18 protein-coding genes are annotated in these 20,903 nt (G+C 39.7%); 1 reads left to right on the top strand and 17 read right to left on the bottom strand.

Annotation, left to right across the window (positions count from 1 at the left end; translation table 11 throughout):
- Nucleotides 1-38 precede the first annotated feature (38 nt).
- The 7 genes from COJ96_RS13315 to COJ96_RS13285 all read right to left on the bottom strand — a co-directional run bounded on the left by COJ96_RS13315 (nucleotide 39) and on the right by COJ96_RS13285 (nucleotide 7,237).
- A complete protein-coding gene (locus COJ96_RS13315) occupies nucleotides 39-962 on the bottom strand; it encodes an FTR1 family iron permease (RefSeq protein ID WP_098573997.1) in 924 nt (307 codons plus the stop codon).
- A gap of 30 nt (nucleotides 963-992) precedes the next feature.
- Nucleotides 993-1,748 carry a hypothetical protein gene (locus COJ96_RS13310; protein WP_098573995.1) on the bottom strand — a complete coding sequence of 252 codons (756 nt, stop codon included), beginning with the start codon at nucleotides 1,746-1,748 and terminating at the stop codon, nucleotides 993-995.
- Between the two features lie 96 nt (nucleotides 1,749-1,844).
- Entirely contained in the window at nucleotides 1,845-2,621 is a 777-nt protein-coding gene (locus COJ96_RS13305; protein ID WP_098573994.1) for a glycosyltransferase family 2 protein, read from the bottom strand.
- Nucleotides 2,581-4,074 (bottom strand): alkaline phosphatase family protein, encoded by a 1,494-nt coding sequence (locus COJ96_RS13300; protein ID WP_098573992.1) that lies wholly within the window; start codon nucleotides 4,072-4,074, stop codon nucleotides 2,581-2,583. The genes COJ96_RS13305 and COJ96_RS13300 overlap by 41 nt, the downstream gene beginning before the upstream one ends.
- A complete protein-coding gene (locus tag COJ96_RS13295) occupies nucleotides 4,071-5,024 on the bottom strand; it encodes a lysylphosphatidylglycerol synthase transmembrane domain-containing protein (protein ID WP_098573990.1) in 954 nt (317 codons plus the stop codon). The genes COJ96_RS13300 and COJ96_RS13295 overlap by 4 nt, the downstream gene beginning before the upstream one ends.
- The gene (locus COJ96_RS13290; RefSeq protein WP_098573988.1) at nucleotides 5,005-5,961 is read right to left on the bottom strand and encodes an NAD-dependent epimerase/dehydratase family protein; all 957 of its coding nucleotides are present in this window, start codon (nucleotides 5,959-5,961) and stop codon (nucleotides 5,005-5,007) included. Before COJ96_RS13290 ends, COJ96_RS13295 begins: the two co-directional genes overlap by 20 nt.
- A 97-nt stretch (nucleotides 5,962-6,058) precedes the next feature.
- On the bottom strand, nucleotides 6,059-7,237 hold the full coding sequence (locus COJ96_RS13285; RefSeq protein WP_098573986.1) for a hypothetical protein: 1,179 nt from the start codon (nucleotides 7,235-7,237) through the stop codon (nucleotides 6,059-6,061).
- 348 nt (nucleotides 7,238-7,585) lie between these two features.
- Between COJ96_RS13285 and COJ96_RS13280 the strand changes: the two genes are divergently transcribed.
- Nucleotides 7,586-8,455 (top strand): cation diffusion facilitator family transporter, encoded by an 870-nt coding sequence (locus COJ96_RS13280; RefSeq protein WP_098573985.1) that lies wholly within the window; start codon nucleotides 7,586-7,588, stop codon nucleotides 8,453-8,455.
- A 73-nt stretch (nucleotides 8,456-8,528) separates the two neighbouring features.
- On the opposite strand, the gene crcB (COJ96_RS13275) is transcribed toward COJ96_RS13280, so the two are convergent.
- The 10 genes from crcB (COJ96_RS13275) to COJ96_RS13230 all read right to left on the bottom strand — a co-directional run bounded on the left by crcB (COJ96_RS13275) (nucleotide 8,529) and on the right by COJ96_RS13230 (nucleotide 20,876).
- Nucleotides 8,529-8,891: a fluoride efflux transporter CrcB gene (gene crcB, locus COJ96_RS13275; RefSeq protein ID WP_373561695.1), complete on the bottom strand. Its 363-nt coding sequence runs from the start codon at nucleotides 8,889-8,891 to the stop codon at nucleotides 8,529-8,531.
- Nucleotides 8,891-9,298, bottom strand: a complete 408-nt coding sequence (crcB, locus tag COJ96_RS13270) for a fluoride efflux transporter CrcB (RefSeq protein WP_098573983.1) — start codon at nucleotides 9,296-9,298, stop codon at nucleotides 8,891-8,893. Before crcB (COJ96_RS13270) ends, crcB (COJ96_RS13275) begins: the two co-directional genes overlap by 1 nt.
- A gap of 191 nt (nucleotides 9,299-9,489) precedes the next feature.
- Complete coding sequence (locus COJ96_RS13265; protein WP_098573982.1) at nucleotides 9,490-10,545, bottom strand: HupE/UreJ family protein; 1,056 nt, start codon at nucleotides 10,543-10,545, stop codon at nucleotides 9,490-9,492.
- A gap of 103 nt (nucleotides 10,546-10,648) precedes the next feature.
- On the bottom strand, nucleotides 10,649-12,187 hold the full coding sequence (locus COJ96_RS13260; RefSeq protein WP_098573981.1) for a CehA/McbA family metallohydrolase domain-containing protein: 1,539 nt from the start codon (nucleotides 12,185-12,187) through the stop codon (nucleotides 10,649-10,651).
- A 215-nt stretch (nucleotides 12,188-12,402) separates the two neighbouring features.
- The gene (locus tag COJ96_RS13255) at nucleotides 12,403-13,206 is read right to left on the bottom strand and encodes a prohibitin family protein (RefSeq protein WP_098573980.1); all 804 of its coding nucleotides are present in this window, start codon (nucleotides 13,204-13,206) and stop codon (nucleotides 12,403-12,405) included.
- Between the two features lie 82 nt (nucleotides 13,207-13,288).
- A complete protein-coding gene (locus tag COJ96_RS13250) occupies nucleotides 13,289-15,043 on the bottom strand; it encodes a putative bifunctional diguanylate cyclase/phosphodiesterase (RefSeq protein ID WP_098573979.1) in 1,755 nt (584 codons plus the stop codon).
- Nucleotides 15,044-15,220: 177 nt separating this feature from the next.
- Nucleotides 15,221-16,168, bottom strand: coding sequence for a mannose-6-phosphate isomerase, class I (gene manA / locus COJ96_RS13245; protein WP_098573977.1), 948 nt, complete (start codon nucleotides 16,166-16,168; stop codon nucleotides 15,221-15,223).
- 20 nt (nucleotides 16,169-16,188) lie between these two features.
- A complete protein-coding gene (locus COJ96_RS13240; protein WP_098573976.1) occupies nucleotides 16,189-17,061 on the bottom strand; it encodes an ROK family protein in 873 nt (290 codons plus the stop codon).
- A gap of 26 nt (nucleotides 17,062-17,087) precedes the next feature.
- The gene (locus COJ96_RS13235) at nucleotides 17,088-18,317 is read right to left on the bottom strand and encodes an MFS transporter (RefSeq protein WP_098573975.1); all 1,230 of its coding nucleotides are present in this window, start codon (nucleotides 18,315-18,317) and stop codon (nucleotides 17,088-17,090) included.
- Between the two features lie 30 nt (nucleotides 18,318-18,347).
- Nucleotides 18,348-20,876 (bottom strand): beta-mannosidase, encoded by a 2,529-nt coding sequence (locus COJ96_RS13230; RefSeq protein ID WP_098573974.1) that lies wholly within the window; start codon nucleotides 20,874-20,876, stop codon nucleotides 18,348-18,350.
- Nucleotides 20,877-20,903: the final 27 nt, after the last annotated feature.

The following is a 20,903-nucleotide window of genomic DNA, read 5'->3' as shown; positions in this document are numbered from 1 at the left end:
AAGTACAAGGCAAAAGCCTTGTACTTTTTGTTTAAGGGTTATTTCACTTGTGTCTTAAGAATGTGACCATTCTGTGAAGCATCTTCCTTTTTCCGCTGACTTGCTGCTGGTTTGGAGGAGGTTAGCAGAAAAATGGCTACAAAATAGCCGATATATGCCAGAACTTCTTCAAGCGAAGGCATGGATGAATAACCAAATAATGCTTTCAAGAAAACTCCAATATCTCCTGAAAGGATGGGTGCTGTCCCAGTATCACGAAGGTAATGAGTATAATCAATCGGATGCTCCGGCAAAAACCAGGTAAGATCATATACATGCGGCAGGACACTTCCAATAATATTAATATCCTGCATCATGGATATAGCTTGAACCAACAGTCCGGCTGAAATAAGAATAATAAAAGCTCCTGTTAATTTAAAGAAGCTGCTTAATGGAATCCTCATTGTTCCTTTAAAGAACAAATATGAAACGATAACAGCTATGACTACACCTGTAATCGCACCCCAGCCTTCCATCGCGGCACCGATGTTTCCTCCAGTAATGGCGGCAAAGAAAAATACCGTTTCCACACCTTCTCGTAGAACAACAAGAAAGGAATGGACGACCATACCCACAACATTTCCAGTGGAAATAAACTTATTCATTTTTCCTTCCATATTCCCTTTTATATCACGACTGTGACTAGCCATCCAGAATACCATTTGGGTAAGTAAAACTGTAGATACAAGCATAATTCCGATTTTTAGATACATTTCGCTTCCCATGGCTGCAAAACCTGTAAATACAATTTGGAATAATAGGGCTACTCCGATACTTGCCAATACGGCTAGACCTGCCCCCATCCAAACATATTTTGTGTACTGCTTATGATCTACTCTTTTAAGATAGGTTGTAATGATTCCTACAATTAATAAGGCCTCTAACACTTCCCGGAATGTGATTAACAATGCCTGAATTTCCACAGTCCTTCTCCTCCCCCATGGTGCCTTCGTTTACTTTCTTCTTTTGCGGATCACAAAGATAATAACAGCGATAATAACTGCAACTATTAAAATCAGTGGGATCCAGTTACGGATATTTGATATATCCGTCCAATCCTTTTTCCCCGTGCTTTGTTGTTCTGTGGCGCTTTCAGAAAAATGCCCTACTTCAAGACTTTTTAATTTAAATTCTGATTTTAAGCTATCCAGAATTTCTTCTTTATTTTCCTTAAAGGCCTCTAAATTTGCTTCTTTTTTTCCTACCCCAAACAAGCCAGGGTTCCCCAATGCTACCAGTGCCTGATCAAAATCAGTTCGGATTTTTTTATCATTATCAGGGTTTTCGGCTTCAACCTTCGGGGATATAGCTTCGTATGTAGCAAATCCTTTCGCAAGTAGACGCTTCGTTGTGTCATATTCCTTAAAGTTATTTTCAATACTCTCCAAACGTCTGGCAATATTTAAAACAAGAAGTTTTTCCATATTTTCTAAAGTGGCTTTTTTATCTTCCGCTTCGATATTCTTTAAAATCAGCTTTGCAGGCTCAGGACCCATATGCATATCGATTTCTTCTTTAACGGTATCAAAAAGCTTTTTCGCAGATGTGAAATTCGGAGGAGTCTCATCAAGTTTAGTAACCATGCCCTTATATACCTCAGCAACCTTTTCTTCATTCGGGTCACCATATGAGTAAGCACGGGCATCACTAATGGAAAGGCTGTTAACAATTATTGATACAATAAAAAATAAAACTGAGAGTTTTTTCATCCAAATTCCCTCCTGTAGTTAATGATAATGATTATCATCCTCGCTGTCAATATAGCATTGAAGATTGTCACATATTTATCATACTTATCTGACAAATTAATCCTGCTTCCTATCTAAGATCGGAAACACTCTGCCGACTTGCGTTCTATAGGTCTGCTTTTTGGTGTTTATTTTTTTCACTGGCCTTCTCATTTCTTTTAAAATAGCAGGTAAGACGGAGGTCATATAAGAACGAAACTTAATAAATGATTCACCCGTTTTACGAACCTGATATCGAATTGGTATTTCCTTCATACGAAACCCTTTTCGAATTAAATTTAATGTGACCACTTGGGCATAATTGTAATCATGGATAATTTCTGCTTCCTCCATGGCCTGTCTAGAAAATGCTCTCATACCAGATTGACCATCATAGATCCATTTACGGAGGAGAATCGCTTGTAGCAAGGTAAAACAGTAATTCCCGATTCTTCTGTTCCATTTCATACCATCTATTGTTCCAAGAAAACGGGATCCCATCACATAATCAGAAGTTCCCAATAAAATGGGATCAATTAATTCTGGAATTTGTTCAGCTGGGTATTCATTATCGGCATCAATCATAACACCAATATCTGCACCATATAACACACACAGATCCAGCCCTTTTCTCACTGCTGCCCCTAAACCTTGATTTTTAACAAACGTGTGAACATAATTTGCTCCCGCTGCCCATGATAGCTCTTCAGTCCGATCAGTAGAACCGTCATTTACCACTAAAACCTCTACACACACTTGGGAATTAAAATTTCTGGGTATTTTTCGAATGACCTCTGTAATGGAGTCTTCTTCATTATAGGCTGGCAGAAAAACTATTACTTTTTGTTGCTTCATAATCAATAACTTCCTTCCTTACTGCATCAATTAACACTGGGCCTCTGGCTTTATCAGGGAATGGTGCACCCAGTAAGTAAGAGATGGTAGATGCGAGGGATACTAAACTATGCTTCTCCTCCACACTCTTTCCTTTCTCGATAGAAGGGCCATACATGAAAAAGGGAACAAATCTTTCACCTTCGTCCAAATGCCCATGCCCGCCGATACCGTCTGCCTGACCATGATCGGCGCAAACAATAAATGTGTAATTTTCAAGCTTTCCTCTATCCTTTAACCAATGAAAATATTCTTCTACCAGAGAATCGGCTTCTTCAATTTTTTGAATATATTCATCATATAAAACACCACGGCTGTGTCCGGTTTGGTCTGTACTTATTAATTGAACAATTTGTAGGTCTGGATCCTGCTCTTCCATGATCTTTTTAGCTCGTTCAATAATGCCGCGATCCACTAGATGATTTTTCATCACAGCAGTAAATGTCTCAACATCCTTACCAAAGGAATCGACGAGATGCGCTACAGCTAATAAAGAACCCTTTTTCCCTACTTTTCGTAGAGTATCAAAAACACTTTCAACTTTAATCCCAAGCTTCCAAACCATATTCGACTTTATGCCGTGCTCGAAGGGATACGTTCCTGTAAACATAGAGGAAAAGCATACAACGGTTCTTGCAGGATAAACAGTTTCCATATTCGTATACTCTGTTCCATTTTTCCTCAAAAAGTCGAGAAATGGCGTATTTGCTTCTTCAAAGCGTTCTTTCCGCATACCATCGATGACCATCACAATCACTTTTTCATTAATGGCAGATGTCCGCTCCTCTATATTGGACGTATAGGTTGGAATAATTTTCGGCTTCCAATCAAATAGGTTTTTATGGAGAATCCATGAGAATAAAAGGACGCCTGCATAAAAAAGGATGAGTACTCCAACTTCACTGCCCGTCCATGACTGTTCCGAAGTGACTAAATTCCAAAGAGACAATAATAAAAGAAACTTAGGTAATTGCTCTTGGGCATTTCCGCTTGTTGAATCACTATTTTTTAACACAAGCTTCCAGAAGCGCGTAAAATTAAGCCATGACGTACCGATTCTCAAATGATAATAAAACGTTCCCCAAAAAAACACGGTAAAGAAGAAATATAATCCCACCGCTGTAAGCAGCAAACTGAGATTCACATGATCCCAGATAATAAGATATACCGTAAAGGGAATCCATAAATAATTTCTTAAGAATAATGGGTAATCGAACAAATAGTAAATAACCAGCATTGGCAGGATTGCGAGGAACCCAATGGTTAGATCTCCTAAAAATGAAAGATTGCCAAGCTTTGCAATGGAATAGATTAGCATGATTCCAATGGTAAAAATCGGTGTAAATGGCTTTCCCTCGTTTAAAAGGTTCCAGCACCTGGCTGCAAATTTTTCAAATGATGATGCTTTTTTCATTCAGGTCTTCCCCTCCTTAATAAAATCTCTCTTATTTGTCTTATTTTCGTTACCGGTGAACGGATTAAAAATAGGCATCCAACTAGATAGGAAAAAATAAATTTATAACTATGGCTGATAAGTGCCACCATATACCCATCTTTTATTGGATAATGAAAACTTGCTAGTGCAGCAGTCATGACGGATTCATAGGTTGAAATTCCACCTGGCGTAATCTGAAAAATCTGTCCCCCTACCGTGATCGAGTTAACCCAAATGGCCTTGTAAATCGGCAGACCATTACCTATCGATGCGGTTACACTCCAGACAACTGCTCCTTCGAGTGCCCAGCTAAACGCAATGAAGAGCATAATTAAAACAAAATTCTTCCCAGCTAAGCTTGTTTTTACTAATTGAATATGCTTTTCCACAAACCGCGGACGATGTTTTTTGACGAAAAAGGATCCAATTAAAATCATTATTACTAAAATAAACAACAACCCTAGTGAATAACGAAAGACAAATGGCCTTGAAAAGGCAACGAGTCCAATAAATGAAAACATGAGGAGAAAAAACATATCTATTGCTCGGAGGACAATAACGGAATGGGCTGAAATTTCCGGACTTATGTTTTTTTCCCTCCAGGATAGAACGCCAATTCTAACTGCATCTCCCACCTTAATTGGAGTAATGTGATTCACGAAAAGGCTTAGGAGCACCCCCTGCAGACAACTATAGAATCTTACTTTCTTTCCTAAGTATAATCTCCATGCGTCAGCTCTTAGAATAAAAGATAACAGGTAAGAAATCGTCACAGCTGCAATCATAAAAGGGTTGCCTGCAAAAAACTCCTGCATGGCATTAAATAACTTTTCAACATGCAAATATCGCAGTGATAGAACAATAAATACCCCTGCAAGAATGAACCCCATTAGTCTTATCAGTAGACGCTTAACTGATTTCCGACTCATGTTTTTTCGCCCATTCTATTGTCTTGGAAAGGCCTTCTGAAAAAGAAACCAATGGTTGAAATCCAAGCTGCTCCCTTGCCTTCGAAGTATCTGCCCAAGTGGAATGAACATCACCTTGGCGAAATTCAGCCTGCTTTACTGCTAAATCTGGAAAATACAGCCTGAGGTGATCTACTAGTTCTTCGAGGAAAATAGGGCTGCCAGAGCCAATATTAAAGGTGCCCACTTTTTCCTGTTGGTTAAAAGCACTAAGGATTCCCGCTATACAATCATCAATATAGGTATAATCCCTAGCCGTCCTATTTCCAAAAAGGGTAATTTCCTTTTTATTCATCAGCTTTTTGATAAACCCTGTAATGGCCATATCCGGTCGGCCCCATGGTCCATATACTGTAAAAAAGCGAAGGATTGAGACTTTATAATCAAATAAAGAAGAATAAGCATGGCAAAACGATTCCGCACCAAACTTGGCCGCTGCATAAGGAGAAACAACTCGTCCCGTTGCCATTTCCTCTTTAAGTGGAACATTTTTTTGTTCACCGTAAACCGATGACGAAGATGCGAAAATAAACTGTTTTACATTGGATTCCCCAGCAAAGCGAAGAGCATTGATCGTCGCTTTGATATCGTAATCTACATACTCATTCGGGGCGGCAATAGAGTGAGGTACTCCAGGAATGGCAGCTAAGTGAATGACTATTTCCGGTTTAAAAGAAATAAATATTTCTCTGACTTTATTTTCATTATGTATAAGGCTTTCTTGATAAAAATCAAACTTCCCTGCTTCACTAACAAATTCAAGGTGGCGCTTTTTTCTCTCAATCGAATAATATGGGTGAAGTACGTCAAGGATTAGTACTTCGTGTCCTTCTTTTATCAATCTTCTTGTTAGATGGGAACCAATAAATCCAGCCCCTCCAGTTACGATTATTTTCAATCAAAAACACCTCTAAATCGTTCAATAAGTCCTATTCTCTCATATACAAGAAAAAAGGAAAAACCTTGCACAACTAGAACAAGGTTTTTCCTCTGCATTATTTCGCTTTTTCTACGATTGTATTCAGAGTGGAAATAAGTTCTTTCAATTGCGCTTCCCCAGCTGCTTTATCTTTCGCTTTTGCAGTTTCAACATATTTTTGCGCTTTTTCAGTTAAGCTTTTGTAAGCATCTTCACCTAGAAGGGTTTTGATATCCTCACCGATAATGTCAATAAATAATGCACCTTCTAAACCAGTAACAACGGCTTTATCATCTTTGCCAATTAGTTCCTTACTTTCCCCATATTCATCAATTGCAATCTTAGCAAATCCACGAACAAAGGCTTTATTTACAGCATCTGGATCAATTGCCTTTACATCAGATTCAAGTGTAAAAGATTTTTCAATAAAAGCATGTTCCTCCGCGGCATGACTGTTTATATAACTGGATAATGATTGGAAGAACGCCCAGCCTTCTGCCTGCTCCACTTTAGCTAGGGTTGCGTCGTTTTTCGCTTCTGCTGCCGCTTTTGTCGCATATCCGTTTGGAAGGGCGCCAGTAGCAAGATAGAAAGTCTTCATTAAGGTTTTATCAACGACTTGTTTTCCTAAGTTAAAGCTAAGTAGATCATTATTTTTTACGGCTTCATCCATTTCGTTAAATCCGCCATCAATTACACTGACAAGATTTGTTCCATACGCTGCATCACGCTTTTCAACAGTTGTCTTTAGGATTGCATAGTGCTCTTTTGCTTCTTCAAGTTCACCATTAACTTCGTCCGTTTTACCCCATAGTTCTGTTACTTCTGTAAAATCGTGTTTAATGGATGTATAAAATACTTTTTGCATTAATTTATCAAAAATTTGTTTAACTACTACTTTATCCATCGTTCCATCTTTACCAGCAGTAAGTGCTGTTGTGATTTTATCATCAATTGTATCTTCAAATTCTGCGTCTCTCTTTTTAACCAACTCTTTTAGATTTTCATTATATAACGTTGTAACTTTATCAAAATCAACATCTTTACCTTCTTTAGCTTTTTCAAGCTCTGTTAATGCTTCTGTAAAAACATCAGCATACGCTGCATCTTCTTTTTCCACAGCTTCTTTCTTCTCAGAAGCTTTTTCCTTGTTCTCCACTTTTGGTTTGCTTTCTGTTTCTTCTGCTTTTCCGCAAGCCCCTAGCATTAATGAAAGGGCTGCCAAGGCTGCTAGCATTTTAAATTTAATCGACATGTTGTTTCCCCCGGTTTTGTTTTGTTTTTGTTTTTGTCTATTTGATAATGATTATCATTCACATTTTTTATTATAATAGAGAATGATTATCAGTGTCAATGACAAATAATATATGTAACAAAATATTCACAATTTCAAAAATAAAAAAACCAGAATAACTTTTTTGACAGGGCCATATAGTAATTTTTATGAAAGTTGTGGTGAAAGGATAAGAGGCATTGCTAGTTTCCTCAGTGAAACTTTTTTTCACTGCCATTACTTAGTTTGAAGGAGGACAAAAGGTTTCTCTAGACCCACTAGCTCTTTTTATTCCATAATAAAATAAGAGAAATGGCGGGGGATAGAATCATGAACGAACAGGGATACTTGGATTTGAGAAGAGGAGAACGCGGAGCGATCATAAGCATCGTCGCTTATATAATCTTATCCTCATTAAAATTATCAGTCGGTTTTATAGCTCACTCTGAAGCCTTGAAGGCAGACGGATTAAATAATGTCACAGATATTATTGCATCCGCAGCCGTGCTGATTGGTCTTAAATTATCGCAGCGGCCCCCTGATGACGACCATCCTTATGGGCACTGGAAAGCAGAAACCGTTGCCTCCATGGTCGCCTCATTTATTATGATCGCTGTGGGAATCCAAGTAACATTCGAAGCGATTTCTAGTATATTTTATGGAAGAAACGAAACTCCAGATTTAGTTTCTGCTTGGACAGGTCTCTTTTGTGCTCTGGTTATGTATTTGGTTTATCGCTATAATAAAAAATTAGCTAACGAGATCAATAGCCAATCAGTTATGGCAGCAGCAAAGGATAACCTATCAGATGCATGGGTCAGTGTTGGTACATTTATAGGAATCGTCGGTGCCCAGTTCAATCTTCCGTGGCTCGACCCGATTACGGCGATAATTGTTGGATTCCTCATCTGTAAGACCGGATGGGAGATTTTTAGGGATGCTTCCCATCATTTAACCGATGGGTTTGATGAAAAACAAATAGAGACCTATAAAGAAACGATCATTGATTGTCATGGAGTTAAAGGGGTTAAAGACATTAAAGCCCGGAATTACGGCAATAACGTGGTAGTGGATATTGTGATTCTCGTCAATTCCGATTTAGATATTCGCGGTGCCCATGATATTGCAACCAAGGTGGAAAATGTATTAATAAAAAACCATCAAGTCTATGATGTACATGTTCATGTTGAACCTAATTAGATAAAAAGAGGAAGTGAGCCTTCATAACCTGAGAGGGCTCTTTCTTTTTAGGCGAGAGAATTCATATGATGTTTTATAAAAATAAACTGCCCAGCTTCATCCCAATAAACGCTAGTAAGATCCCAAACGTATAGCTCATTCCTAAATATAAAATAATCATCCTCCAGTTTCTTTTGGTAAACAGCTGTATGTTTTCCAATTTAAATGTAGAAAATGTCGTAAAAGCTCCCATGAAACCCGTTCCCAAAAGTAATCTCCACGTATTCTCTAAATTTGCTCCAAAGATTAAACCCAATAAAAACGAACCAAACAAATTAATGATTAAAGTGGCAAGAGGAAAAGTAGAGGGATACTTTCCCTTTATCAAGATACTTAGACCGAAACGGGACATCGCTCCAAAAAAGCCTCCGACTGCCACCAAAGCTATATTCGTTATCATTGTTTTTCACCTCTAATTACTTCTGTTTCTTTTTCTGCACTTAATCCCAATCGATATCCCATCCAAGTTAATAAGAGACCGCCCCAAAGACTAAGAAGCACATAAAGAATCGCTGTTCCCCACTTAGTTGCACTAATTAATTGAACCGTTTCCACACTAAAAGTCGAAAATGTAGTAAAAGAGCCAATAAGTCCAGTGCCTATTGCAGTTATAACATGTGGGGGCAATGATTTAAATCTTGGCAGAAAATTAGTGAGCCATCCCAAAATAAAACATCCCAACATATTGGTAACAAATGTAGCCAATGGAAAGTCGTGAAACCACCACTGACCAAAGTAAACGCCCAACATATAACGTAATAAAGCCCCAATAATTCCAGCAAGCCCTACGAATAAAAAACTCAATTTACTCACCTCAAATATATAGTTTCCTAAAATAAATAGACTCCTACCAGATTTTTTCTGGTAGGAGTCATTAGCTGCCCGCGGAAAGCGAAGTGCCTGGAACGGAAATCAACAGGCAATTTTAACAGAGTCAATTTTATAAGAATATATTAACAAATAAGAACTACAGGTGCTAGTTATTACTAGCATATTTAAAAAGCTCTTTGAATAAACCATACAAGTCCGAACGCTAAGATGGCAGCAGACGTTCCTGGAATCACCCAGCCTACCGGTTTTAACTTTAACTTCCTAATCCACAAAATGATTGGAAACGTTAAGGAAACAATCAACAACTGCCCGATCTCAATACCCATATTAAAAGATACGAGGGACGCAGCCATGTGATTCGTATCTAATTTCATTTCTGAAAGGATTCCTGCAAAACCAAATCCGTGAATCAATCCGAAGCCAAAAGCTAGCCACGGCTGGTGTTTTGAGTCCTGATTAAAAATATTAATGAGTGCCACATAAATAATACTTAGAGCAATAGCCGATTCCACAAATCTGCTTGGAAGATGAACAATATCAAAAGTGGCCAGAGCCAAAGTGATACTATGTGCAATGGTAAAGGCTGTAACTAAAGACAGAATATGACGAATCGTTTTTGCCCCAAAAAGCAAGCTAATTACAAATAGGATATGGTCATAACCTGTGAAAATATGTTTTAAACCAAGAACTACAAATTGTTTCACATTTTGCAAGAAGCTGATTTCACCAATTTCTACTTCTCTTGATTCAAACGAAAGAATCTTTTCTTGTTGTTTCCCGTCCATTTTAATAGTTGCATAGTTTGCATGACTTGGGTCGGAATCATCCATAAACATATTATATTCAACCACTAGCTTTTCAGGCTTATGCCCGATTTGATAAGCCAAATTAATTACCGCAAACGGACGCTCCTTAATTATTTCTATCTCTGTTTTTAACACGCTGCCCGCAACTAGTCCGCTGTCCGCATAAATTTTTATATGCGAATTTATATAATTTTGCAGGACCTTTTGGTTAATAATTGCCTTTTCTTCAGTTGCTGTATTAAGGGCATGTCCCAGCTCTTCCAAATCTAGTTTCAATTCATATCCCAGCGTTTTATCCTTGACCTGAATGGTGGAAAAACCTTCACTGTTATTTGTATGTGCATAAGCTGAATAAGGGTGTAAAGAACCTAATGCTAGAAATATGAGCAATAAAGGGAGCAGTATCTTTTTCATTATATCCACTTCCATTCCTTTGTAAATTTCCATGTCTCAACCAAGATAATGGAAAGACGAGGAGCATATAGACCCCTCGTCTCGACTCTATTCATTTCATAAATTATTTACTAGATTTGACGAAAATTGGGTTTGAATAGAACCAAAGATCATTCCAAGGATTTTCCCCTTTAGGATCGGCGACTGGTTCCAACTGGTCAGTGTTAGTACCACGCAAACGAATATAGCTATCTTTTTCCACATCTTTTAACGTATGAGTAATGATGATGTATTCACCGTCTTTTTTCCAGTCACTTTCTGTGAAACGCTTTACGACTTTTGTTGTCGGGTTAGAAGCTGCTGAGCGGTCTGCCACTTTTCCATTCACTTCTCCCATGATTAAGTCAACACGTTGAACATTTGGCTTATCACCATGAGAGTTCGCAGCGTTGGGATCTTTGATCCGAACGGTGACTGTGACATCCGTTTTCTTACTTGGAAGTCTAAGTGTTTCACCGATTGTCGCTGTATTTCCTTTTGCCGCTGCATGCAATGGTGATTTGCCGCCTGCTTGTACTTTCACATCCAGTTCTGAGATCAGGTCACCCGTTGTAACAAATACATTACCTTTACGAAGGTTTTCCATTACATCCTCATAATTTTTCTCTGCTTTTACATAGGTTTTAGAATATTCACCAGGCCAGAAGTCACTTCCTCCATCACGCCAGTTCACATGGGAGTCTGATGTGGCAGTAATCCACCAGTGTCTTCCTTCGCCTAACATCGAATCCCATAAACCACCAACGATAGCAGACATTTGATCAAATCCACCCATTGTTGGCGCGTTTGCGTTTGAGTAACTACCACGAGATCCTTTAGGGTCAAGAGAGCCATCTGGATTAATCGCACCTGCTTGGTGACCAGGTGCCCCCTCCATACCAATAGAGATATTTGGTGCAGTATCATTCCAATTACGGAACTCTTGCGGAGTATCTTGTCCCCATACACCAACACCTGTCGCTGAACGAGATGGATGATGGGCGATCGAAATTGGAAGCTCGTCCATTTGCTTCATATAGTTAAGAGCTTCAATCATTTTGGATTCAGTGTTTCGGCTTGAGTCAGTTGGATAAGCCTCACGAGAATTAAACTTGCTTTCAAGGTCATATAGAACTTGGGATTCATTTTCACCTTTTGGGATCATTAGAGTGCTGTGGTCTGCTCCGGGTGTGTCTAATTCCATTCCGTAGAATTGAAGAAGATCAGGAACAGCTTCACGGGATTTTAATAATTCAGGGTACGCTTGCTCTAAGTTGACCTTGGAATGGTTAGGACCACCATGATCTGTTGTCATTACCCAATCAAGTCCATATTTCTTAGCATTTTCTGCATTTTTTACTATTGGATAAATGGCATCGCCGCCCCGTATGGCAGTAGGAGGGTTGGTAGAATTGTCCCAGCCGACACTCCATTCACTATGTACATGGTGGTCACCCGCAAGCCATGATGCGCCATTCTTTTTCACTTCTTCTTTGGACAATGATTGTGCTTTAGCGTTTTGATTACCGCCATCATGAAAGACAGTTTGCGTTGTCAAAGCAGTGGTGGCAAGAACTGTTGTTGCTAATAAAGGTATGGCTTTCTTTTTAAATCGTGATTTCATACTTCCAATTCCCCCTAAGATTTATTCACAATTAAAATAGTAAACTAGGATTGTTAAGGGGATATGTAGGTTAAGTAAAGTCAGCGTTAATCTAATGTAAAGTTTAGAATTATAAAAAAAGAATTAACCCCAAAAAAAAGAGAGCTTAATGCTCTCCACAGATTGAGAGCCGCCGCTATCAACCTTTTTCTATTTTCAATACTCCAAGTCGCCGCTTATTTTTTCGAAAGTCCCTCCACATCAATAAATGGCGTAGCTCCGCCTGTGACACTTGGCAGGTGCCCATCCCATTTTTCTAACGCCTTTTCTTGGACTTCGATTTGTTTTAATTGAATCAATGCCTCGGTTACTTCTTGTTTTTTCAGTCGCAATGCTTCCGCTTCTGCACCCGCTTGAGCCACTTTCTGCTCAGCCTCGATTTTCACTCGTTCGAGATCTCTTTTTGCCCGTAATGCATTTTGTTCGGCGGTTTGTTTCGATTCAATCGCTTTATTAAATTCATCACTAAACGCGAATTCCTTGATATTAATATCTTCTAGAATCATATAGTATTTTGTTAATTTACCAGCGAGCATATCCTTCACCTTCGCCGATACTTCAGGCCGTTTCGAGATTAGTTCTTCGGCGGTGTACTGGGCAGTAATCGCCTTGAGTGATTCCGCAATTGCTGGGTCAACGATCCGGGTACGATAATCCAAGCCGATTTCTTGATAAAGCTTATTCACGGCTTCCGGGTCAGCCGAATAGTTGACGGCCACCATCGCGGTGACCATCTGGAGATCCTTAGAGGCCGCTGTCTGTGAACTTTCTTCTTTTTGAACCCGGACCTCAATCGGCTGTACAGTTTGAATGAATGGAATCTTAAAATGAAATCCTTCGGTTAAAATTGTCGGTTTAACGGCCCCTAATTGTAACAAAACCCCTCGGTATCCAGAATCCACGGTAGTACCAGAAAAAAAGCCAACCACGATAATCACCAGCGCAACAAGTCCGCTAATTATCGATTTCGTATAGTTCATTCTGATCACACCCCTTTAAATCACTTTATGAAAAAAGTTCCAGATTTATACAGATGAGATGAAAACAGAGACGATCCCGCTCTTAGAAAAACTTCTCCACCAACTCGACAGAAGCGGGCCTGCTAAAATAGTAGCCTTGCATTTTATTGCAGCCAATACTGCATAGATAATGGTATTGCTCCATGTTCTCGACACCTTCAGCGACCACATTCATCCCCAAGTTTTTGCCCATGGCCACCAATGCCCGGCAAACAGACTTCTGGTTTTTATGTTCCAAACCCTGGATAAACGATTTATCAATCTTGATCGTATTAAAAGGATATTGAACAAGATAACTTATGGAGGAATAACCAATCCCAAAATCATCAAGAATGATATCAACCCCATATTCTTGCAATTCTTGAATGGTTTTCAACGTTCTCTCGACATTGGTCATCGCCGTTCTTTCGGTTATTTCAATTTTTATTAATTCAGGCGGTAAGTCATATCTTTCTAATGAATCTTTAATCGTTTCAATGAAATCCTCCTGATTAATTTGCCGAGCAGGAACATTAATGGAGATATAAAAAGGCGGTAAATTCCTATCCATCCATAACCGGCGCTGGCTGCAGACCGCTGCCAAAACCCAATTGCTCAGTTTAATAATCAGATCGGATTCCTCAGCAATCTGGATAAATTCACCTGGTGAAATGCTTCCCAATACAGGATGTTCCCAACGAAGGAGTGCTTCCAAACCAATGGCTTTCTTGGTATATATATCAAAAATGGGCTGATATTCTAAATACAACTCATTTTTTTCAATCGCCTGATGAAGATGTTGTTCCAGGAGCATTTTTCGTGACAGACTTGTTGCCATGCCCAGTTGATATTGCTGAATGCCCGTCTTATTCTCCTTAGCCAGATACATCGCCTGATCGGCTCTCATCATAAGCACATCGCCATCTTTTCCATGGTCGGGATAAATACTTGTCCCGATACTGACACTTATCCTGTACTCATGTTCATTCAGCTTAATTGGCTCCGCAACCACTTGGCTTATTTTTGCGGCAATTTCATCAACCACTTGGCCATTCGGCAGGTTTTTTAATAGAATAACAAATTCATCTCCACCCTGGCGTGAAATGACATCTTCCGCACGTATATGACTCTTTAAGCGATTCGCGATGATTTTAATCAATCGATCACCCATTTTGTGCCCCAGTGAATCATTGATATCCTTGAACCGATCAATATCGATGAATAAGATCCCTGCAAACCGGTGATTTTGCTTCGCCTCTATAATGGCGGTACAAAGCTGTTCATCAAATTTTCTGCGATTTGGCAGCCCTGTTAATGGATCATGAAAGGCTAAATAGGTTAATTCTGCTTCGTTTCTTTTCCGCTGATTAATATCCATCACAACACGATCAAATCTCACAGGACCAACTGCCGGCTCCTCAAAAATGGGAACGATATAATCAAAAACCCACTTCTCCATCCCATTAACGGTGCGAATTCGATACTCAAGTTTAATAGACTGCCCCTTTTCCAATAAAGTCAGCTGCGATAGGACGGCAGTTTTATCTTGCGGATGGATGATCTCCATCCACAAATAAGGATTCTGGTTAAATTCTTCCTCGGAATAACCCAAAATACGCTGGCAGGCTGAGGATATTGGAAGGGTCTCCATCGTCTTGGCATCAATAGACCATAAACAAATATCAATTTCGTTAAAAATATGATCCCAATTGCTCAATTCATAAAATGGATGGCTCAAAGGCACGGGGAGATTGAGCAGCACGGATTTGAAGGGTTGAATAAACAAACTTACATCGGACTTTAGGGATTGATTTCTCATAGGGGCTCCTCTCTATGGTTTATGAAATAATCTGTATATTGTATATCTTAAAGGAATTATCGGAATTTGAGCCCTTCAAATGTCACTGGATTGTGGCGTTTTTTTGACAAAAAACAAAAAGCGTAAAGACCCTTATCACGGAATCTTTACGCTTTATTATTAGCCAATGTCGATATATCAAGTATGCGATACGATCAATTCACAATGCCCGTCTACTTCAAATTCGCCAAATCCCACAGGGATGATCAGATGAGAACCCTTCTTCAATCCATAGGGCTGACCATTATGAAGAAGGGTTCCCTCTCCATTAATGACGCTGAGCAGCAAATATTGATCATGAAATGCGAAAGCAGCTTTTCCGCTAACCTCCCATTTGTAAACAGAGAAAAAGTCTGACTCCACAAACGTTGTAATCGTTACATTTTCACCTTCCTGAACTGTAGGAGCAACCCCGGCATTTTGATGAGGCACTGTTGTCACTTCAATTGCTTTTTCTAAATGCAGTTCGCGCAAATTTCCTTCTGCATCTCGGCGGTCGTAATCATACACACGGTACGTGGTGTCAGAGCTTTGCTGCGTTTCTAAAACTAACGTTCCTTCACATAAAGCATGGATCGTTCCGCTTGGAACATAGAAAAAGTCACCTGGTTTGATTTTGACCCTGCGCAGCAGCTCGTTCCATTTCCCATCATTAATTTGCTCAATTAATTCTTCTTTTGTTTTCGCATTATGGCCAAAAATCATGTCCGCGCCATCTTTACAATCAAGGATATACCAGCATTCGGTTTTCCCAAGATCCCCATTTTCATGAACCTTTGCATAAGAATCCTCAGGATGGACCTGAACGGATAAATCCATGTTCGCATCTAATATTTTCGTTAAAAGTGGAAAAACCTCATCCTTCGGGTTTCCAAAAAGCTCGGGATGTTTACGATATAAATCGTCCAATGCCATACCCGCATATGGACCGTTTTCCACAATAGATGGCCCATTAGGATGTGCGGAAATCGCCCAGCACTCCCCTGTTTGATCATTCGGAATGTCGTACCCAAATTCGGTTTGTAAGGCGCTGCCGCCCCAAATTCTCTCTTTAAAAACTGGTTTTAAAAATAATGGTTGCATAATAAATCCCTCCAGGCGTACGTTTATCGTTGATTTTCCTCTTGAAATGCTTGATGAGCAAGCATGAGCGAGCCAGTAATTCCCGCATTGTCACCTAAACCAGGACCGACAATATATTCAGTAAGATCCGGCAAAGTCACATACTCATTAACAAAATCCTTTAAATACTTATAGACAGAAATAAACACTTGCTTTTGCTTCATCACTCCCCCGCCAAGGATAATTTTTTTCGGCGAAAGAATCAATACATATTGCATCAGGGCTTGGGCAATATAGTATCCTTCTAGGTCCCACACTTCCATTCGATCGACAAGCTGATCCCCTTTTACTCCCCAACGCTCCTCAATGGCAGGACCAGCCGCTAGACCTTCTAAGCAATCATGGTGATAAGGGCACTTCCCTCGAAATTCGTCATTTGGATGCCGTCTCACAAGAATATGCCCCATTTCAGGGTGCGAAAGTCCTTGAAGAAGCTTCCCTTGAACAATGGCACCTGCCCCAATTCCAGTACCAACTGTAATATACAAGCAGCTATCCAAACCTTTTGCCGCACCAAAGGTAACCTCTCCCAATGCCGCCGCATTAACATCTGTATTAAACCCAATCGGCACGGAAAATGCATCTTTTAATGATTGAACAAACGGATAATCCCTCCACCCCAGCTTCGGCGTAGAAGTAATATGACCGTACGCAGCACTTTCCGGATTCACATCAATGGGACCGAACGAACCCACACCAATTGCCTTTATTGGATATTGATTGAAAAATTCAACCACCTTTGGCATCGTTTCCGCCGGTATAGTGGTTGGGATCTGAATACGGTCTACAATATTACCCTTTTCATCGCCAACAGCACACACAAACTTTGTCCCGCCTGCTTCAATTGCACCCAACATACAGAAATACCTCCAAATAAAAATTTCTACATTTCATTATAACTGCCCATAGATCCCTTTTTTGATTTTCTCCAAATAAAATATAGGGTTGGAATCATCAGCACATAGATAATCGGAAAAAGACTAAACGAGACAGGTAAAAGCAGGTCAAAATCAAAGTATTTTCTCATCGCTAAAAACAAAAATACTCCTATGATTCTTCCAACTCCGAGTGGAATTTCTCGAATAATGATATAATCCAAACGCTTGACCTTGTACTCGGGGTCCTTCTCAATCGCTTCATAAATCATGGCACTCATCGAGGTGGTAACCATATTATGGGCTAATGGCGAGACAATTCCAAATATAATCAATGATAGAAGGACCGGAAGGATGGATAACAATATAGAACTCAAAAATATACTTACCGAACCGATCGCATAAATGGCGAGACGATATTTCGGATTAGAGAACTTAGCAAGCAAATAGAATGTAACAATGGCAATCAACTCAGCTGCCATATTATAAACTCCTAAACTTAATTCTCCGCCCGCTACTTTGAAGGTAATCATCGTAATCAAGAAGGTCCCGTACACGCCAGATACAATCCCATCAGCAAACATTACCTTGTACATCCTTTTCCATTCCTTGGACGGATTCTTGATAACATCCCAGAAATAACTTTTTGCTGTAATTGGCTTTCCCTTCACTTTTAGAGAGGTTAAAAAGGATAGAAAAAAGAATAGACAAGTTCCAATGAAAACGACATAATACCCAAGCATGCCATCCAATTGCGAGATGATGATTCCTGACAGAACCGGGCCGATCACACCTCCAATGGTAAATAGAATACCTTGTACATATAAAAATTGATCCCGATTATCATTGGTTGTTAAATCTAATACAGCCAAATGCATGCCGACATAATACAGACTCATCGCTAATCCATTTGAAAATCCTAACAACATGATATGTTCACTTAATGTGTCATGAAAAATAAGCATAATTAAATAGGTAATCAGATAAAAGACAAATCCTAAACGCATCGTAATCATTGGGCTCGTTTTCCTAGCCAGCCATCCGCAAAGGCCAAAACAAAAGATGATCGCGATGGACCAATACAAACTATAGTAAGCTAGAAGTGAATAGGTTTTATCCAATTTCCATAAGAAAACACTTTGAAACACACCGGACAAAACGCCGCCAAAGGAAAATAAAGCATTCATCAGTAAATAAAACTTTAATTCCGTAGAAAAAGACTTAAAAATTTGAAGCATTCTTTGATCTCCTTTTGCAGAAGAGTCGGCCTAGAAGGCTTTTTTCACTCCTGTTTTTACACTACTATTAATGGCCTTCACTCTCAAGGTTTCCCATGGAACGTCTTTCCCCTCAGCCTGTCCGACCTTAATCGTTCTGCTCATATTTGGCAGTAAATCAAAGAAGTTATCCTCGATGACAAGCTGCTCCATATCCAGTTCAATGGTGACCATTCGCGCGAGCAGATTGGCGGATAGGGTCAGCTCATGTTTCTCACGGTCAATCAAAACAGTTACTTCAGACTCTTCCAATCTCAAATCCTTTTGGTCGCGGAAATAGTAGAAGTTTTCATCGGTTTTATTCCTTTTTGAGCGAATGACGATCACGGCCTCTTCTGGCTGCAGACCACTAAGAGCTTCCTGCTCTAACATAACGTCGACTTGCTGCGAAACATTGGCTGGGATCGAAACCGTCCATTGCCTTGAAAATACTTTTTCACCAGTAAATTGATAAACGGCCAGTTCAATTTCATCCTCATAGGTTTCTAACCGGTCATTTACCACCCAAATAGCCATATCTTTACCTGGTACATGATCAAGCGTTAATAGAACTGGACTAAAGAACTTTCTTGCATAATGATAGGAAGCCTTAGGCAATAAATAATAGTCGATAACTGACCAGCTTGTCCCCGGCCAGCAGTCATTTAACTGCCAAAATAATGCACCGCTGGTATGTGGTTTATTGCGCCTATAATGTTCGATGCCATACTTCAAACCTTCTGCTTGGGTTAACATCGAATAGGCAATATACTCATCTAATTCCTTTGGAACCCCTGTATAACCTTCCATCAGCAGAATTCCTTTTGGATGATGGATATCTTTATTCCGGTACGCCATTTCTTCGCTTCCCCAGTAAAATTGATCCTTCGGGATATTTCGTTCTAATGTATAACGATTAGAAGAAGCATGCATGCCAAATTCACTCGCAAAGAGTGTCGTATCATTTTTAAAATTTTTAAATGACAGCCCTTCGACGCTGTAATTCACCTTCTGCGGTTCACCAAACGTTCTCGGCTCAATATTCCCGTGCCAAACCTGCCAATTATGCGTGTCGCCCTGCTCTCTTGAATTATGATCATTTCCTCCGAATGGCGAGCTCGGCCAAAACAGACGAGTTGGGTCGAGTTCTTGAAGTAATTCCGGCATTAATTCATGATAGATTTTTTCACCATAAAAAGGATGAGTAATTTCACCCGAGGAAGACAACGCTTCATACAGCCAATCATTCTCATTGTTTCCACACCAAAGTGCCAAGCAAGGATGATTACGGAGCCGTTTGACCACATGTATGATTTCCTCTTTTACGTTGGCCATAAAGTTCTTATTATAATCCGGATAGAGCGCACAGGAAAACATGAAATCCTGCCAGACTAAAATGCCAAGCCGATTACACTCGTCATAAAAAACTTCTTTTTCATAGATACCGCCACCCCAAACACGAAGCATATTCATATTCGCATCTTTGGACATCTTGATTAAGTGCCTGTAACGAGAATCTGGGACAGCTCCGATGAAACTATCGATTGGAATCCAATTGGCCCCTTTAGCAAATACCTTTTCTCCATTTAAAACAAAGGTAAAACAAGGATTACCCTCTTCATCCTTACGCAGTACCTCAATGGTCCTAATCCCAAAGTCTTCTTGATAATCATCCACTTTCACACCATCCGCAAGCAATTCAATCTTTAGTTGATAAAGGTAAGGCGTGCCCAAGTCATGTGTCCACCATAGCTTCGGATTTTCCACTTCCAATGCAACTGTTGCTTGTTTGCGGTCTACTTTTCCTTTAGCTGAGTAACTTTCTGCCCCATCAGAAAGGGTAACATCGACCACATAATCTTTATCTTTTCTAAATGAAGCTATGTCCACTTCGACCTCGATAATGGCTTTGTCATGAGAAATGGATTTCGTTTTAGCAAATACAGAGTCGATTTTAGCATAAGTTCTCTTCTCTAAATGAACTTCCTTCCATATCCCTGCAGCAACCAAGCGCGGCCCCCAATCCCAGCCATAATGACTTTGAGCCTTTCTTGTCCAGATTCTTTTCTTGCTAAATCCAGACCAATAATATTGAACCTTGTCCTTCACATGAACATGGATGGGATCAAATTTTACCGCCAAAACATTTGTCCCTTGCTTCAACTCCCGCGCAACCTCAAAGCTGTGACTAATATACATATTCTCCGTTGAACCCAGTTCCACACCATTTAAATAAACGGTAGCAAATGTATCCAACCCTTCAAAAATCAGCTCATAGCGGTGGTCTTTACTAATATCATCATTGAACTCAAACGTATTGCGATACCACCAAACCTTTTCTTCTACCCACTGACATTTCAAATCATTGTGTCCGTAAAAAGGATCTTCAATTAACTTTCGGTCAATCAAGGTTGAATGAACATCGCCAGGTACTGATGCTGTCATCCAGAAGTAATCAATGTATTCAGGTGCAGCGACCTCAAGATCCCGTGCGGCCCCTACATCAAAATGTTTTATTTTCCAGTTATCATTTATTTTCATCGTTTGTCACCTGCCATTGAAAAATGC

This window comes from Bacillus sp. AFS073361 (assembly GCF_002567005.1).
Classification (GTDB): Bacteria; Bacillota; Bacilli; order Bacillales; family Cytobacillaceae; genus Neobacillus.
Note: the sequence above shows the minus strand (reverse complement) of the source record. Positions and strands in the feature narration are given on the sequence as shown.

Excerpts from the sequence above, each read along its gene's own strand:
- COJ96_RS13310 (WP_098573995.1), bottom strand. The coding sequence starts at position 1,748 with ATGAAAAAACTCTCAGTTTTATTTTTTATTGTATCAATAATTGTTAAC.
- COJ96_RS13305 (WP_098573994.1), bottom strand. The coding sequence starts at position 2,621 with ATGAAGCAACAAAAAGTAATAGTTTTTCTGCCAGCCTATAATGAAGAA.
- COJ96_RS13300 (WP_098573992.1), bottom strand. The coding sequence starts at position 4,074 with ATGAAAAAAGCATCATCATTTGAAAAATTTGCAGCCAGGTGCTGGAAC.
- COJ96_RS13295 (WP_098573990.1), bottom strand. The coding sequence starts at position 5,024 with ATGAGTCGGAAATCAGTTAAGCGTCTACTGATAAGACTAATGGGGTTC.
- COJ96_RS13285 (WP_098573986.1), bottom strand. The coding sequence starts at position 7,237 with ATGTCGATTAAATTTAAAATGCTAGCAGCCTTGGCAGCCCTTTCATTA.
- COJ96_RS13280 (WP_098573985.1), top strand. The coding sequence starts at position 7,586 with ATGAACGAACAGGGATACTTGGATTTGAGAAGAGGAGAACGCGGAGCG.
- COJ96_RS13265 (WP_098573982.1), bottom strand. The coding sequence starts at position 10,545 with ATGAAAAAGATACTGCTCCCTTTATTGCTCATATTTCTAGCATTAGGT.
- COJ96_RS13260 (WP_098573981.1), bottom strand. The coding sequence starts at position 12,187 with ATGAAATCACGATTTAAAAAGAAAGCCATACCTTTATTAGCAACAACA.
- COJ96_RS13255 (WP_098573980.1), bottom strand. The coding sequence starts at position 13,206 with ATGAACTATACGAAATCGATAATTAGCGGACTTGTTGCGCTGGTGATT.
- COJ96_RS13250 (WP_098573979.1), bottom strand. The coding sequence starts at position 15,043 with ATGAGAAATCAATCCCTAAAGTCCGATGTAAGTTTGTTTATTCAACCC.
- COJ96_RS13240 (WP_098573976.1), bottom strand. The coding sequence starts at position 17,061 with ATGTTGGGTGCAATTGAAGCAGGCGGGACAAAGTTTGTGTGTGCTGTT.
- COJ96_RS13235 (WP_098573975.1), bottom strand. The coding sequence starts at position 18,317 with ATGCTTCAAATTTTTAAGTCTTTTTCTACGGAATTAAAGTTTTATTTA.
- COJ96_RS13230 (WP_098573974.1), bottom strand. The coding sequence starts at position 20,876 with ATGAAAATAAATGATAACTGGAAAATAAAACATTTTGATGTAGGGGCC.